The organism is Coleofasciculus chthonoplastes PCC 7420 (genome assembly GCF_000155555.1).
Classification (GTDB): Bacteria; Cyanobacteriota; Cyanobacteriia; order Cyanobacteriales; family Coleofasciculaceae; genus Coleofasciculus; species Coleofasciculus chthonoplastes_A.
Map to the genome: position 1 here is coordinate 187,826 of NZ_DS989845.1, position 17,026 is coordinate 204,851.

General features: G+C 46.7%; 11 protein-coding genes. 8 read left to right on the top strand and 3 right to left on the bottom strand.

What is annotated here, in order from left to right; genetic code table 11:
* Nucleotides 1-412 precede the first annotated feature (412 nt).
* The gene (locus MC7420_RS08350; protein WP_006099961.1) at nucleotides 413-958 is read left to right on the top strand and encodes a type II secretion system protein; all 546 of its coding nucleotides are present in this window, start codon (nucleotides 413-415) and stop codon (nucleotides 956-958) included.
* A gap of 220 nt (nucleotides 959-1,178) precedes the next feature.
* Nucleotides 1,179-2,507, top strand: coding sequence for a bifunctional folylpolyglutamate synthase/dihydrofolate synthase (locus MC7420_RS08355; protein WP_044206010.1), 1,329 nt, complete (start codon nucleotides 1,179-1,181; stop codon nucleotides 2,505-2,507).
* On the opposite strand, the gene MC7420_RS08360 is transcribed toward MC7420_RS08355, so the two are convergent.
* Together MC7420_RS08360 and MC7420_RS08365 are read right to left on the bottom strand one after the other, a co-directional pair.
* The gene (locus MC7420_RS08360) at nucleotides 2,489-3,862 is read right to left on the bottom strand and encodes an ABC transporter substrate-binding protein (protein ID WP_006099848.1); all 1,374 of its coding nucleotides are present in this window, start codon (nucleotides 3,860-3,862) and stop codon (nucleotides 2,489-2,491) included. The two genes, MC7420_RS08355 and MC7420_RS08360, sit on opposite strands and share 19 nt — an antisense overlap.
* A gap of 348 nt (nucleotides 3,863-4,210) precedes the next feature.
* A complete protein-coding gene (locus MC7420_RS08365) occupies nucleotides 4,211-5,092 on the bottom strand; it encodes a pentapeptide repeat-containing protein (RefSeq protein WP_006099664.1) in 882 nt (293 codons plus the stop codon).
* 258 nt (nucleotides 5,093-5,350) lie between these two features.
* Here MC7420_RS08365 and ilvD point away from each other — a divergent pair, with 258 nt between their 5' ends.
* On the top strand, nucleotides 5,351-7,054 hold the full coding sequence (gene ilvD / locus MC7420_RS08375) for a dihydroxy-acid dehydratase (RefSeq protein ID WP_006099706.1): 1,704 nt from the start codon (nucleotides 5,351-5,353) through the stop codon (nucleotides 7,052-7,054).
* A 183-nt stretch (nucleotides 7,055-7,237) separates the two neighbouring features.
* Nucleotides 7,238-7,411 (top strand): hypothetical protein, encoded by a 174-nt coding sequence (locus MC7420_RS39360; protein WP_006099760.1) that lies wholly within the window; start codon nucleotides 7,238-7,240, stop codon nucleotides 7,409-7,411.
* 279 nt (nucleotides 7,412-7,690) lie between these two features.
* Here the strand turns inward: MC7420_RS39360 and MC7420_RS41225 are convergent, their stop codons facing one another.
* Nucleotides 7,691-9,169, bottom strand: coding sequence for a Nif11-like leader peptide family natural product precursor (locus MC7420_RS41225; protein ID WP_006099653.1), 1,479 nt, complete (start codon nucleotides 9,167-9,169; stop codon nucleotides 7,691-7,693).
* Nucleotides 9,170-10,512: 1,343 nt separating this feature from the next.
* On the opposite strand from MC7420_RS41225, the gene MC7420_RS08385 reads away from it, so the two are divergent.
* The 4 genes from MC7420_RS08385 to MC7420_RS08400 all read left to right on the top strand — a co-directional run bounded on the left by MC7420_RS08385 (nucleotide 10,513) and on the right by MC7420_RS08400 (nucleotide 15,701).
* A complete protein-coding gene (locus MC7420_RS08385; RefSeq protein ID WP_006099893.1) occupies nucleotides 10,513-11,385 on the top strand; it encodes a pentapeptide repeat-containing protein in 873 nt (290 codons plus the stop codon).
* Between the two features lie 167 nt (nucleotides 11,386-11,552).
* Nucleotides 11,553-13,664, top strand: a complete 2,112-nt coding sequence (locus MC7420_RS08390; protein ID WP_006099942.1) for a tetratricopeptide repeat protein — start codon at nucleotides 11,553-11,555, stop codon at nucleotides 13,662-13,664.
* 320 nt (nucleotides 13,665-13,984) lie between these two features.
* A complete protein-coding gene (locus MC7420_RS08395; protein WP_006099647.1) occupies nucleotides 13,985-14,734 on the top strand; it encodes a response regulator transcription factor in 750 nt (249 codons plus the stop codon).
* A 382-nt stretch (nucleotides 14,735-15,116) separates the two neighbouring features.
* Nucleotides 15,117-15,701 carry a thioredoxin family protein gene (locus MC7420_RS08400; RefSeq protein ID WP_006099870.1) on the top strand — a complete coding sequence of 195 codons (585 nt, stop codon included), beginning with the start codon at nucleotides 15,117-15,119 and terminating at the stop codon, nucleotides 15,699-15,701.
* Nucleotides 15,702-17,026 lie beyond the last annotated feature (1,325 nt).

A 17,026-nucleotide genomic window follows, 5' to 3' on the forward strand; every position in this document is an offset into this window, starting at 1 on the left:
CAAAATACAAAATGGGAGTTGCCAGAGGAGCATCCCATTTGTTGAGAATTGTAGCCGATTATTCATCAGGTTAGTAGTAGGCACTTTAGTGCCTGAAATGGCTTTATTTCCAAGCACGCTTCGTGCTGACTACGAACAGAGCAAGATGCTCCCATTGCGATGAGTAACCTGCTTATTGGTTTTATACTGAATCGGGCTTGATTACCCTGGAAGCCTGTCAAGGACAGGTTGGGTAAAGGGCGACCCGATCAAATTGAGTGGATACCGTTGTTGATTTGTGCAAGCGGGTCGCCCCTACACCAAGACTAAAGGTGATAGGCTTCCATTACCCTTATGTTGCGCCTGATAAAAGTGGGTTGTTACATCGTAGCCTGGAACTCCCGATGATGAGTTCAATCAGGGTAACTTGGTTATGCGACAAAATAATTCAACTCCAAAACCCGTACCTAGCGCCACGGCTGGATTTACGTTGCTGGAACTGATTGTAGTCGTTTTCATAATTGGGATATTAAGTGCGATCGCTGCCCCTGCTTGGCTACACTTTACGAATATACAGCGCTTGAATACAGCGCAATATGAAGTTTACCAAGCGATGCAAGCGGCGAAACGTAACGCCAAGCTGAAGAAAGGGGATTGGCAAGCTAGTTTTCGGGAACAGGATCAGATTGTACAGTGGGCGGTTCATCCTGAAACGGTTACGCCAGCGACAGTCAATTGGCAAAGTCTTGATCCTAATATTCGTTTAGATGATAACGAGACGACTTTACAATCCAGTGGTGGCATATATAAGGTAGAATTCGATTTCAAAGGCAATACTCCTCCTCCCTTTGGGCGGTTAACACTGACAACGAAGCAGGGAGGTAACGCTAAACGTTGTGTGTTTGTTTCTACCCTTTTGGGAACATTACGCATGGCAGAAGACAATCCGACACCCAAAGAGGGTAAGTATTGTTATTAGTTTTTTGTCATTTGTCAGCCCTCACCCCCAGCCCCTCTCCCAAGCTTGGGAGAGGGGAGCCAGAGGGAAGCAGCGAAGCAGTGTAGAGACGTACCATGATACGTCTGAGAAGCCAGAGGGAAATAACCTTCAACGGTGGGGCTGTAGCCAGCCTATCAGGGCGCACGTCGGTTATGGACAAGGGCGCACGTCGGTGCGCCCCTACGAGTTTGGTATTGGTATGGATATTAATTCTCTGCTGCAACCCTATCAACGTTTTGGTGTTCACCTGGGTTTAGAACGCATCCAGCGACTTCTGGCGGCGTTAGGGAATCCCCATCAGCGTATCCCGATGATTCATGTGGCGGGAAGCAATGGGAAGGGTTCGGTTTGCGCCTATCTTTCCTCGGTTCTCAGTGAAGCGGGGTATCGGGTGGGACGCTATACCTCTCCTCATTTAATTGATTGGACGGAACGGATCTGTATTAATCAATACCCAATTTCTACGGCAGAATTGGTAAACGTTCTAGAACAGGTGCAAGCGGCGGTTCCCCCAGATAGCGAAGAGTCGCCGACGCAGTTTGAAGTGATTACGGCGGCGGCTTGGTTATATTTTGCCCAGAAACAGGTGGATATTGCGGTAATTGAGGTGGGGTTGGGGGGACGCCTGGATGCGACGAATGTCTGTGATCAGCCTTTGGCGACGATTATTACCTCAATTAGTCGGGAACATTGGCAGGTTTTGGGTTCGACGCTGAGTCAAATCGCTACAGAGAAAGCGGGTATCCTGAAAGCCAATTGTCCGGCGATTATCGCCCCTCTCCCACCGGAAGCGAAAGCTGTTGTCCAATCTCGGATTGAGCAGTTAAATTGTCCGGTAACCTGGGTAGAACCTGCCCAAAAATTCAATCGGCAAACTGTAGTCAGGGCGGGTTTTGAACCAAGGTTATCATCAATCGCGACACCTAAGTCCCTAAACCCGCCCCTACATCAAAATGCAGACGCGCCGTTATGGGCAAGTTATGCGGGGATAACCTATCCATTACCCTTGCTGGGGGAGATTCAGCTAACCAATTCTGCTGTGGCGATCGCGACTTTCCAATCCCTGATTCGTCAAGGTTGGCAAATCCCTGATTCTGCGATTGTTTCGGGGATGGCAAAGACGCAATGGTTGGGACGTTTACAATGGACTGAATGGAAGAATTATCGCCTATTGGTGGATGGCGCTCATAATCCGGCTGCGGCGACAGCGTTGCGTGAGTATGTGGATACGCTGAATACGCCTGTAACTTGGGTAATGGGGATACTCTCAACTAAAGAGCATGAGGGGATTTTTCGGGCGTTACTTCGAGGGGGCGATCGCGTTTACTTGGTTCCTGTGCCTGATCATAGTTCAGCCGAACCCGAAGAATTGAGTGCGATCGCGCGATCGGTTTGTCCTACTCTTGCTGATTGTCACACCTATCCTAACTTAGAGGCTGGACTGCAAGCGGCGACAGCCACTGCTGCTGATTCTACCATTGTCCTGTGCGGTTCTCTTTATCTGGTGGGTTACTTCCTCGGTTCGTAGTTGCGCTTCAGCGCCGATATAACTTTGAGGTTAGTTCCTACGTTGGAGCGATGAAGGGCTAAAGCCCTTACTACATACAAACTATCCCACATCTGGGCTGCATCAGCTACCGCTTGTTCTACCTCCTTTTCTCCTAACATTGCTGCCTGTAAGTTCTCATAAATTGCGGCTTGTAACTTATTTAAATCCTTCATCGCTGGTACTAATACCTCCGCCTCTGTTAACTGATTGGCACTAATTGCCCGTGCTTGTTCTACGGGTGAAGCATTCGGATTACTTGACAATTGCGCTTGATACTGTTCCACTGCTGCAATGGTTGACGGTAAAACATTTGCGGCTTGAGCAAAGGCTAACTGATTCTCGGTATTTGTCACAAATAGAGCAAAGTTTAAGGCATCCTCTGGATTATTTGTATCCCGTGGAATGACTAAATTCATTACCGCCACATTCTTTTTCCCTGTTTTTCCAGTAATTTGAGGGGATGTCGCTGATACTTTGGCAATGTCGGGGGCGTTGGTTTCAATGGTTTTTAAGAATTCCGCACCGGATGCTAGTAATGCTGTCTCTCCCGCTTGATATAATTCAATCGCATTTCGATGTCCTTGGGTGAGAACTTCTCGCGGTAAGAGTCCTTTTTGATACAAGTCTACCCAATACTTAAAGGCTGCAATTCCTTCCGGCGTATTAAAGGCAGCTTTTCCTTCTGCATCGACTAACTGCACGCCCATCTGCACAAAGGATTCCAACACTTCACTGGAATCATCGGGGATAAAGGTGACAAAAAAGGCATATTTCCCTGTCTTATCTTTCACCTGCTGGGCAACCTCTGCCAATTCAGTATAGGTTGTGGGCGGTTGACTAATTCCGGCTTGCTTAAGTAAATCTTGATTGTAAATCGTTACCCGTGTGGTTAGATACCAGGGGATACCAAAACTTTGATTATCAATCGTACTGGCTTGCCAGATTTTGGGTAAATATTGCTGCCGAATTTCATCGGGGATTGTCTCTTCTAACTCTAACCAAGCATTACGAGTGGCAAGCTGGGAGGCAAAGCTGGGATTTAAGTTAACCACATCCGGTGCTGTTTTTGCGGATACGGCGGTTAATATTTTACGCTCCATTTCTGCCCAAGGGACATCCACCCAGCGCACGTTTACGTCTGGGTTGTCGGCTTCAAAGTCACCGATAACTTGATTAAAATACTCGGTAAACTGAGGCTGAAGCTGCATTGTCCAGAACTCTATTTCTCCAGCGGCTGAGGGGGCGGGGGCGGGGCTACAGCTTACCAGCCAACTCAACAGCCATCCCAACAGGGCAAATAGTCCAAATTGTTTCCAGGTTTTGATCCGAATCATATTGAGATATTACACCATTTTAAGACTCCCACATCATCCGCCAAGAACTCAAGTTCTTGGCTCAAAGCTTAAGTCCATTAAAATGGACTAAAATGCTTATTTGGTTATCAACCCAGTGGGCAGTGCCCACCCTACTGGCGTGGCACACCTTAATTAGTGGATTAGCATTGTAGGGGCACCATCCTTGCGCCCGGTTTAACCCTGAGCGAAGTCGAAGGGTTAAACGTCAAATCTATTCCACAATTTTAGCTGTGTCAGCCCACTACTCCTGGACATAAATTTTGTCACCTGAGTTAAGAGTTGTCGAAAAAAATTAATCCCTTGTTCCCTGTTTCCTGTTGCCTTCCCTCACTCATAACTTGATCCATCGGGTAATATCGCCCCGGTTAATGTCGCACCGCGTAGGTTAACCTGATCCATATTGGCATCGAGTAAAACGGTTTCTAGTAAAATTGCTTCAGTTAAATTAGACCAGCATAGTTTGGCGCGATATAAATTAGCTTTGCTAAGATTAGCACCTCGTAGGGTTGTCCAACAAATACTTACGCCTCTGAGTTTAGCCCCAACGAGTATCGCTCTGGTCAAGTTAACGCCATTAAGCCGAGCCTGACTTAAATCGACTTCAGTTAAGTCTGCCTGGGTAAAGTTAGCACCATGTAACAGGGCTTTGTTCAGATTTGCCTGTTTTAAGTTTGTCTCTAGAAGAATCGCATTTGTCAAATTCGCCTTTTCTAAATTGGCGCTAATTAATGTAGCATAAGAAAGATTGGTGCGACTGAGTGAAGCGTCTATCAATTTTGCCTGATTTAAGTTAGCTTCCCGCATGATTGCCTCACTGAGAATGGCTTCCGACAGATTGGCACGACTGAGATTCGCACCATTCAAGGTAGATGCTCGCAAACTGGCATTGATTAAATTGGCTTCACTAAGATTAGCTTGGGTTAAGTTACTCGAAATTAGGTTCGCTTCGACCAAATCTGCGCCACGTAAGGTGATTTGAGTGAGATTGGCTTCTCGAAAGTTGACAAGTTTGAGAGACGCCCCAGTTAGATTGCTTTGGCTTAAGTCAGATCCTCGTAGGTTGGCATGAGTCAGATCAGCACCAATCAGGGAGGCGTTTCTAAGATTAACTCGTCTGAAGTCCCGTTCCCCTACTGCATATCGTCTCAGCAGTTCATCGGCATCCATAATCGTGTTTTGATTGCCTAGGTAGATGTGCATCAAAGGCATTAAGTCATCAAGTTTACCGTAAGGGATTCATGATTGGTGAGTCGTGAGTGATAATGAAGAAATTGTCCTGTAGCAGGGTAGGTGATGAGGAGCAGGGGGTGCAGGGGGAGCGGGGGGAGCGGGGGGAGCTGGGGAAGCTGGGGAAGCTGGGGGAGATGGGGAAGCTGGGAGACAAAATTTCTATAGCCTATTACCCTGTTCCCTATTCCCTGACAAATGACATAAGACAAATGACGAATAACGAAGGAAAGTAAGCCAATGTCAGACAACCTGAGAAGTCAAGTCGTTACCCAAGGTGTGCAACGATCGCCAAATCGTGCCATGCTTCGTGCTGTCGGTTTTAGCGATCGCGATTTTACTAAGCCAATTGTTGGGTTAGCGAATGGTTATAGTACAATCACGCCCTGTAATATGGGCATCAATGATTTAGCGCTAAGGGCAGAAGCCGGACTGAAACAAGCGGGGGCGATGCCGCAAGTCTTTGGTACTATTACGATTAGCGATGGTATCTCTATGGGTACTGAGGGGATGAAATATTCCCTGGTGTCACGGGAAGTGATTGCTGACTCCATCGAAACCGTCTGTAATGGTCAAAGTATGGACGGGGTGCTGGCAATTGGTGGCTGTGATAAGAATATGCCCGGGGCGATGATTGCGATCGCGCGGCTGAATATTCCCGCTATTTTTGTCTATGGGGGAACGATTAAACCCGGACATCTGGATGGACAAGATTTAACCGTTGTCAGCGCCTTTGAAGCAGTGGGACAACATAGCGCGGGTAAGATTACAGAAGAACAACTGGTAGCCGTCGAACGAAATGCTTGTCCTGGTGCGGGTTCTTGTGGGGGGATGTTCACGGCTAACACTATGTCCTCGGCATTTGAAGCCATGGGGATGAGTTTACCCTATTCCTCGACGATGGCGGCGGAAGATGCCGAAAAAGCAGATAGTACGGAAAAATCGGCGTTTGTTCTGGTTGATGCGATTCGTCAGCAAATCCTGCCTAAGCAGATTTTAACCCGCCAAGCCTTTGAAAATGCCATCTCGGTAATTATGGCAGTGGGTGGATCAACGAATGCGGTACTGCATTTACTGGCAATTGCGCGGGCGATCGGGGTAGAGTTATCCCTGGATGACTTTGAAACCATTCGTGCTAAAGTTCCGGTTCTGTGTGATCTTAAACCCAGTGGCAGATATGTAGCGACAAACTTACATCAGGCGGGTGGTATTCCCCAAGTGATGAAAATGCTGCTGGTTCATGATTTGTTACATGGTGAGGCATTAACGATTACGGGGCAAACCCTAGCGGAAGTCTTAGCCGATGTACCTGAGGAACCACCCTCAGATCAAGATGTGATTCGTCCCTGGGATAATCCCATGTATACTCAAGGACATTTGGCGATTTTAAAAGGAAATTTGGCAACCGAAGGTGCGGTGGCGAAGATTACAGGCGTGAAAACCCCCCAAATTACGGGTCCAGCACGAGTCTTTGAATCCGAGGAAGCCTGTCTGGATGCAATTTTGGCGGGTAAGATTCAAGCTGGAGATGTGATTGTGGTGCGTTATGAGGGACCCAAAGGAGGTCCGGGAATGCGGGAAATGTTAGCGCCAACCTCAGCAATTATTGGTGCTGGCTTAGGGGATTCCGTGGGATTAATTACCGATGGTCGCTTTTCTGGTGGGACCTATGGTATGGTGGTCGGTCATGTTGCCCCAGAAGCCGCCGTTGGGGGTGCGATCGCGTTAGTCGAAGAAGGGGATTCGATTACGATTGATGCTCCGGCGCGATTATTACAGATTAATATATCCGATCAGGAACTGCAACAACGCCGCGCCAAGTGGCAACCTGCCAAACCCCGATATACCAAAGGAGTGCTGGCGAAGTATGCCAAATTAGTGTCTTCTAGCAGTTTGGGTGCGGTGACAGATTTTGAATCGGTGATGAATCAGATAACGGAGTGATGGGATGATCAGGGAGTTAAGAGAGCAGAAGCTATCGGGATCAATCCCTTCTGCCCTCTACTCTCTGCCCTGAAGCCTTTCTGCGGTGAATTTTTCTTTTTCGCACATAATTGTTAAAATATGAAACAATTGTAATATTTTGTAGCGATTTTGGGATAAGAAGCCCATTTAGCAGAATAGATTATGGCAGATAGAACAACAACCAAAAATAAAAACACTCAAGCTGAGACACAACAAGCGCTAGCGAGACGAAATCAAAATGTAACCGCGCTGGATGTTCAGCCTTTACCAAATAATCGTCCGATTGCGGCTAATGCGACTGAATCGAGTGATGAACTCATGGGCTATTTGGACTAATTCACTATTGGCTAGATATGAATATTACGGATTTCCTCACTGGAGATCGGTGTTTTTTCTGGGGGAGTTTTCTGGGCTTTTCTGGGCAACTCAGTTTATTGTTGATACCAAAGGAAATGGGGTAGCATCCTTCCAACCTATGGCATCACCTTGCTCAGGGAAAATTTACCCTTGCTCCCAGACGTAGAATGCTACCTACGTCTCTACATGCTTCCCCAGCTCCCCCAGCTCCCCCAGCTTCCCCTGCTTCCCCTCACCAAAAGACTTATTCCGCAGCCCCTAGTTAGGGGAACCCGCACCACCTGATAGAAAACTGACGAGCTTTTTCAGTGCAGGAAAACTTTCTTTGGTTCCTTGACTGGAAAAGCCAATAATTTTGGAGAACTCCTTCTCAGATAATTCACCAGACTGATACTGTGCAAACGCATCAACCACCCGAGTTAAATCGTCTACAGAAAACTCAAAACCTTGTTTCCTAGCAAAGTCTACCACCACTGGAGCATTATTCGTGAGGGCTTGCGCTTCTGCGGCGTCGAGTTCTGAATAACTACTAATGTCTCCATCGCCAACACCGAGTAATGTTCCCAGTTGTTGTTGGAGTTGTTTATCTTCGGCGGTTTTCTGCATAAACTGTAACACTTGGGGAACAGTCGTTGCTGGTTTTTCCACGGGAACCAATTGTCCATTAATTTTTTGGTAACGAGTTCCGCGATAGACAAACTCTAGAGTTTGTTTAATTGAGGGTAAACTTGCTGGTATCCCTTGATCAGACAAGCCCAGAACTTTAGCTAACTCCTGATCAGATAGTTCTCCGGATTTATATCGCACAAAGGCATCAACAACCGTTGTGAGTTGTTCAACGGAAAAGTCAAACCCATGTTGAGCCGCAAATTTTACCACTAACGGGGCGCGATCGCCGATTAACGCAGCGGCTTCTTGCTGATCCAATTCGGAATAGCTACTTATGTCGCCGTCACCGACTCCCAATAATGCTCCTAATTTTTGTTTAACTTCCGGATCGTCAGCCGTTTTCTGCATAAATTGCAGGACATTGGGTGTAGAATTCACCGATTCATGTACGGGGACTAGCTTACCATTAATGCGTTTATAACGAGTCCCCCGATATACATAGTCTAATGTCTTGGTAATTGAGGAGATACTTTCTTTTGTCCCCTGATCTAGGTTAGATACACAAATAATCTTTGAGAAATCGTTAGCCGATATTTCGCCTGATTGATACTGTTGAAACGCATCTACCGTTGTTCTTAAGTCTTCAACGGAAAAGTTAAACCCTTGTTGGGCGGCAAACTTGACAACTAAGGGGGCGCGATCGCCTGTTAAGGCGTCGGCTTCTTGAGCATCGAGTTCCATTTGACTACTGATATCCCCATCGCCAACGCCCAACAGAGTAGCTAATTGTTGCTGTAAGCCCTGATCTTCCGATGTCTTTTGCATAAATTGCAGCACACTGGGCGTAGAATTAGTGGGTTGGATAACAGGAACGAGTTTCCCATTAATTCGTTGATAGCGAGTTCCCCGATAGACAAATTCTAATGTCTTTTTAATCGAGGGAATACTCTCTTGTGTTCCTTGATCGAGGTTGGATAATCCAATGCGTTGCGAGAACTCTGCTTCAGATAGTTCTCCTAACTGATATCGCCCAAACGCATCAACAACGGTTCTTAAATCGTCAACAGAAAAATTAAACCCCTGCTGGGAGGCTAACTTGACGACTAAGGGGGCGCGATCGCCCGTCAAGGCTTCGGCTTCGGCGGGGTCTAGTTCTTATAAAGAGAAAATTTTACCTGAATTACATCGCCATTCAATAGTTTTTAACAACTCTTAAACCATGCGGTTTAAGGTTTTGTTGTTTTTTCTGTATAATGTTCAATTTGAACAGACTTATAGTTGACAATTGTTATTTTTTGGACGGTTGACAGAAGGGAATTTGCTTACATAATTATCGTTGTAACTAATTGTTAAAAATAAAATTGCTGTAATAAAACCATGAATTTCCCTTGTTAAAAGCAAAATTGGGAAAAGTCTTTAAAAAACTTAAAATTAAAGTTTACTTTTATTAAACAAATAGAATCCCTGAAACAACGCAAACACGTCCGATTCATAAGATGAATTTATAATGAAGTCCTCTACTGACCTAGCCCTTAATCTTCACGCAATCTTCAAGAAAAAGGTATTGACAATAAAGCAAAAATATGGATTAACGCGGAACAACAGTAAATTATCTGCATCAGTAGGATGTGCTGATACGAAGTTGGGTTCTAACATGTCATTCTGAGCGAAATGTGAAGCTCTCGCTATATTGAGGAGCGAGCGTCAGAATCTTTGAGATGCTTCGCTACTGTTCCTTCGCTTTGCTCAGGACTCCGCTCAGCATGACAGATTATCTCTTTGACTGTAACTTGTATGAGAGATGAAAATCAACGAACACGGCAAGGCTAAGCTGTCATGCATTTAAATTGGGTATTAGTAGCGAGCAAGATGCAAAGCCTGCGGCATGGCTTCGCTTAACGCCCTACAAGGATTGCGCCATTATTGATATTAAGGTTTAAATGCCGAACAGCTTAAGATTCTTACACAGCAATAGATTCAACTGCTGTTTAACAGTTTCTGCACTCAGTTACGTTAGTTGGTTAGAGCGGGTTATGGTTCAACCTAGATATATTCCCATCACCCCAAATAAGTAATCCATGTAACAATCAAGTTCGTAGTTGCGCTGTCTTCGCTATAATTCGAGCTAAAAACTCTGCAATACCTTGATCTGACCCCACCCTAACCCTCCCCTTGATAAGGGGAGGGAACTCGAAAAGCTTTGGTTAGGTTGGTTCCTAATCTTGAAATTAATACTATGATTAAGACTGATCTGTCGAGAAAATAAATCAGGTCAGCGCATCTACTGGCAAATAAGTCACGACTCAAGTTGGTCAAGTTGCTGTGAATGCCGCCAAAGCATCCGATCTATTAACCCTCGTTGACGCTCTCTACTCAGCCTTTCAATTATTTGTAGAGAATTAAATGGGCATTGGCTGTACAAACTCCGCAACGAGACGACTAAGGGTTAGCCACAATAAAGGTAGATTCAGATGAACCCTGATGAACTATTGAGTAGATACCAAGCTGGCGAACGAGATTTTTTTCTCATCGACGTTAATGGAGTCAACCTGATGGGTGCGACTCTGAGAGCGGTCGATTTAACTCATGCAAACCTGAGCCAAACGACATTAGTCCAGGCTAACTTGAGCCGCGCTACCCTACATAATGCCAATTTGCAGGGAGTTGACTTGCAAGGAGCCAATCTGCGAGGTGCTGACTTGAGTGGTGCTGATTTGATGGGAGCGAATTTAGTGGCGGCTGATTTGAGTTTTGCCACGTTGACGGGTGTGGATTTAACTGGGGCTAATTTAAGTTTTGCCCGGTTGATGGGCGCTGATCTCAATGGTGCTAACCTCTGCCAGGTTAAGCTATTGGGTGGGGATCTGCGGGGTTCTCTGTTAATTGGCGCTAATCTCAGTCGCAGCAATCTAAGTCGCAGTTATTTATTTGAAGCTGATTTAAGTGAGGCAAATCTGGAGCAAGTTAAGTGGCAAAGCAGTCTGTACAATCTACAAACTGATTTTCCTGCAGCGTTCGATCCTCAGCGAGGGGGTGCTTATTTAATTGCGCCTGATGTCTCTCTCGCCGGAGTGGATTTAAGCGGTGTTAATCTCAAGAGAGAAAATTTACAAGGGGCGAATCTGAGTCGGGTCAATTTAAGTAAGGCTAATTTGCGTTGGACAGACTTCCGTGATGCCAACTTGCAGGACGCAAATTTGAGTGAGGCGATTCTCAGTGGCGCTAACTTACAAGGGGCTTCTTTGAGTCAGACAAATCTGGAAGGGGCGAATTTAAGCGGTACGACGATGCCCAATGGGGAGTTACATCAATGTCATGGAATTCAGAAATTGGCTGGGAGGTAGGGAGCTGGGGGAGCTGGGGGAGCTGGGGGAGCAATGTAGAGACGTGCCATGGCGCGTCTGGAAGCTGGGGGAGCTGGGGAAGCTGGGGAAGGGATTGGCAAAATTTTGTGTAAGAATCAATCATATCATTACTGCATGGCAATGCTGGGATTGGCTTGATAAAACCAATGAACTTGGCTCTCGGACAAACAATTGGTGGACGCTATAATATTGTGCGGCAACTGGGACAAGGTGGGTTTGGTGCTACATTTGTTGCCCAAGACCAACATTTGCCTAGCGATCGCGATTGTGTGGTGAAGCAACTCAAACCCCAAGCGACTGACCCGTTTACGTTGCAGACGGCGCGGCGTTTGTTTGAAACGGAAGCTAAAATCCTGCATCAGTTGGGTCATCATCACCAAATTCCCCAGCTATTTGCCTATTTTGAAGAGAGTCAAGAATTCTATTTGGTGCAGGAACTGGTTGAAGGAGATAATCTGAGTCAGGAATTGACGCCGGGAACGCAGTGGTCAGATCAGCAGGTAATTGATCTGTTGCAGGAAATCTTAACTATATTAGCCTTTGTTCATCAGCATCATGTGATTCACCGAGATGTTAATCCCCATAACCTGATCCGGCGTAAATCGGATGGTAAGTTAGTCCTAATTGATTTTGGCGCGGTGAAACAAGTTAGCACTCAGGTGGTGCAGGGACAATCCTCTAGCTTTACGGTGGCGATTGGTACGCCGGGATATCGACCCAGTGAACAAGCGAATGGGAATCCCCGTTTGAGTAGTGATATCTATGCAGTGGGAATTGTGGGGATTCAGGCTTTAACGGGGGTAACGCCTCAGGAACTGCCAACTGATCCCGACAGTGGAGAAATTTGCTGGCGCGATCGCACGTCGGTTCGTCCCGAGTTGGCAAAAGTCCTAGATAAAATGATCCGCTACGATTTTCGCGAACGCTATCCCTCGGCGGAGGCGGCTCTGCAGGCGTTGAATGACTTGACTCAACCCACGAAGGCGACGGTGGCTTTAGGCGCTGCTTCTGCGTCATCGCCTGTGACTCAATCTTCTAAACGGAAGAAACTGATCGTTGTCCTATTAATTGCCATGGCGGTAATTGCTGGTGGGGGAGGGGCGACAGTGGCGATTATTAACTGGATTAATTCTACTAATGCCACCCAATCCTATAATCGAGGTGAAACACTGCTGGAGTTGAGGCGGTATGAGGACGCCCTCAGTGCTTATAATCGTGCGGTTGAACTGCAACCGGACTATGCTGAAGCTTGGCTGGGTCAAGGGGATGCGCTTTTGGCATTGGGTCAGTCTGAGGCGGCGTTGGATGCGTATGATCAGGCGATTCAGATTCAGCGTGAGTATCCAGAGGCTTGGAAAGGGCGAGGAGAGGCGTTAGCTGCATTGCAGCGTTATGAAGCGGCGATTAGTGCCTTTGATCAGGTCACGAAACTGCAACCGGAGGACGTGGAAACCTGGGAACGTCGCGGCATGGTACAGATGAAGTTACAGCGCTATTCGGCGGCGATCGCATCTTACGATAAAGCCTTAGAGATTCAACCCAATTATTCCTCAGCCTGGTATCGGCGCGGTTGGGCATTACATAATTTACAACAGTACGAAGAGGCGATTAAATCTTATGACAAAGCGGTGGAACATAAGCCCGATTCCGCCGAATATTGGTATCAACGAGGTAATGCGTTTGTTAATTTGAACAAACATCGTGACGCGGTGGACTCTTACCAGAAAGCGGTTCAGTTCCAGCCAGATTTTTACCGGGCGTGGTACAGTCAGGGCAGTATTTTGAATAATTTAAATCAATATCAAGAGGCGTTAGCCGCATTTGAACAAGCGGTTAAACTTCAGCCCAACAGTTATGAGGCGTGGTATGGTCGGGCTTGGGCGTTGCATCAATTGCAGCGTTATGATGAAGCGTTAATGGCTTACGAGAAGGCGGTGAAACTGAGACCCAATTCTGAGCAAGCCTGGTATAACCGGGGGAATGTCTTCTATACATTGGAGCAATACCAAGACGCGATCGCGGCGTATGACCAAGCTGTTGCCCATAAGCGCAGCCATTACCAAGCTTGGAATAGTCGCGCTAATGCTTTATTTAACCTGAAGCGATACAACGAAGCCTTGACCTCTTATGAAAATGCTTTGACGTATCAACCCAATTACAAAGAGGCAACGCGGGGGAAAGAGCAAACGCAGCGTGAACTTGAGAAGTTGAAAAAAGAATCGAACCGGAAGTCATCTGAAGAAAATGATGATCAGTAATAAGAGCGATCGCTAACCCACTCTCTGATACCAAATCCGGGTTGATTACCCCCTTGATAATCCAGTCTTTACCTAGCAAACTACCCTTTGGCAAGGCTTCGCCTATATTGGCGTAGCCGTGACGTTCCGGTCGCTGGGACAAAAAGGGTATTGCTCAAAGCTAACTCAATATTATACCTTATTTCCCGAAAAAAAACAGAAAATTTCCATTTTCTTCACAAGTAGTTTAGAATCAGCGCTTATAATCGGTACAGTATCTGTAGTTTTCTGTCACAGTTCTTATCCAACCTTAACAAGTCCTATTAGTAACCACTTAAGTGATGCATAGAATCCTTTTAATCGATGACGATCCCGCAATCTCAGAACTCGTCTCCATTAACCTAGAAATGGCAGGATACGAAGTTCACCAAGCACCCGATGGTATCAAGGGTCAGGCGCTAGCGCTGCAACTCCAGCCTGACCTGATCATGCTAGACTTAATGCTCCCTCGAGTCGATGGCTTTACCGTTTGCCAACGGTTGCGTCGGGATGAACGCACCACAGATATTCCCGTGTTGATGTTGACAGCTTTGGGTCAAACGCAGGATAAGGTAGAAGGGTTTAATGCTGGTGCGGACGATTATCTGACCAAACCCTTTGAACTCGAAGAAATGCTAGCACGGGTACGCGCCTTACTGCGACGTACTGACCGCATCCCCCAAGCCGCCAAGCATACGGAAATCCTCAACTATGGTCCTTTGACCCTGATTCCAGAACGGTTTGAGACGATTTGGTTTAATCAGACGGTCAAATTAACCCACCTGGAATTTGAACTGCTACACTGCTTGTTACAGCGTCATGGTCAAACGGTTTCTCCCAGTGAAATTCTCAAAGAAGTCTGGGGATATGATCCAGATGACGATATTGAAACCATTCGCGTCCATGTGCGTCACCTGAGAACCAAACTCGAACCTGATCCGCGTCATCCCCAATATATTAAAACAGTATACGGTGCGGGATACTGTCTGGAGTTACCCAATAGTGAAGAAACCGCTGAGGCGGGATCATCCAATTCAGCAAAAGCAGAATAGATTGGGGATTGGAGAAGTGGGGAGTGTTGAGACGCACCATTATTTATATGTGGGGGCGGGTTTAGGGATTTTCCTGTTGCGATGGATGATAGCATTTATTCAAAACCCGCCCTGATTAATGGGTAGGGGCGTTTCATCACAATTATTCTCAAACACATAAATTCAGTTAGCATCGGCAATCGAGGCTGAAATGGTCAAAATTTTTTGATAAACATCATGATTAACGGGCGCGGCTAATAACTGACGCTACACTTCAATCAACACCGTCAAATAGCATTCTCAACCCAACGCCCAAAACTGAACAATATCTCGTTGAGTAATCATTCCCACCTGTATGTTCAACAATCCAACCCTCTAATTAGTCAGCAAAGGAGTTAAAATCATGGCACTCACAGCCTCAACCATGTTACCTCTAGGCAACAAAGCCCCAGAATTCCAGTTACCCGATGTGGTATCGGGCGAAACGATATCCTTAGACACGTTTGCAGGGAAACAGGGATTAGTGGTGATATTTCTCTGCCGTCATTGCCCATTTGTCAAGCATGTTCAGGGTGAATTAGCTAAACTAGGTCGAGACTACCAGGATGCAGATCTGGGGATTGTAGCAATTAGCGCCAACGATGCTACGACTCACCCCGATGATGCGCCTGAGAAGTTAAAGGAAATGGCACAAGAATTAGGATTGACGTTTCCCTTGTGCTATGACGAAAGCCAGGAAACAGCGAAAGCCTATACCGCCGCCTGTACGCCAGACTTCTTTGTGTTCGATCGCGATCGCAAACTCGTCTACCGGGGACAATTCGACGATAGCCGCCCAGGGAATGATCAACCTGTGACAGGTAAGGATCTGCGATCCGCGATCGATGCGGTATTAGCACAGTCTCCCGTCAGTGAAGAACAAAAGCCCAGTATCGGCTGCAACATCAAATGGAAGCCAGGGAATGAACCCGCCTATTATGGCGCTTAAGGATATTTAGCGGTTGGGATTAGGGCAGGTTTCATTTGTAGGGGTGGGTTTCATTTGTAGGGGCGGGTTTAGGGACAAACTTAACCCAGAAACCAATAACCTTTCTGCAAAACCCGCCCTGCCCCACCTCTCACTACCGCGACATGTTTGGTATGCGATCGCGGTTGAAAATCCGATCGGTTTTGTTATCCCCTTTCAGGTTGGGATTAGGGCGGGTTTTGTGGTTGAATTTGAGGTAGGTTTCCTCATGTAATCCCTAAACCCGCCCCTACATGTTTGGTGTGCGATCGCGGTTGGGAATCAGGTGGGTTTTGTTATCCCTTTTCAGGTTGGGATTAGGGCGGGTTTTGTGGTTGAATTTGAGGTAGGTTTCCTCATGTAATCCCTAAACCCGCCCCTACATGTTTGGTGTGCGATCGCGGTTGGGAATCAGGTGGGTTTTGTTATCCCTTTTCAGGTTGGGATTAGGGCGGGTTTTGTGGTTGAATTTGAGGTAGGTTTCCTCATGTAATCCCTAAACCCGCCCCTACATGTTTGGTGTGCGATCGCGGTTGAAAATCCGATCGGTTTTGTTATCCCTTTTCAGGTTGGGATTAGGGCGGGTTTCATTTGTAGGGGCGGGTTTAGGGACAAACTTAACCCAGAAACCAATAACCTTTCTGCAAAACCCGCCCTGCCCCACCCTCTCATTACCCCTACATGTTTGGTATGCGATCGCGGTTGGGAATCAGGTGGGTTTTGTTATCCCTTTTCAGGTTGGGATTAGGGCGGGTTTTGTGGTTGAATTTGAGGTAGGTTTCCTCATGTAATCCCTAAACCCGCCCCTACATGTTTGGTGTGCGATCGCGGTTGAAAATCCGATCGGTTTTGTTATCCCCTTTCAGGTTGGGATTAGGGCGGGTTTTGTGGTTGAATTTGAGGTAGATTTCCTCATGTAATCCCTAAACCCGCCCCTACATGTTTGGTGTGCGATCGCGGTTGGGAATCAGGTGGGTTTTGTTATCCCTTTTCAGGTTGGGATTAGGGCGGGTTTTGTGGTTGAATTTGAGGTAGGTTTCCTCATGTAATCCCTAAACCCGCCCCTACATGTTTGGTATGCGATCGCGGTTGGGAATCCGATCGGTTTTGTTATCCCCTTTCAGGTTGGGATTAGGGCGGGTTTTGTGGTTGAATTTGAGGTAGATTTCCTCATGTAATCCCTAAACCCGCCCCTACATGTTTGGTGTGCGATCGCGGTTGGGAATCCGATCGGTTTTGTTATCCCCTTTCAGGTTGGGATTAGGGCGGGTTTTGTGGTTGAATTTGAGGTAGATTTCCTCATGTAA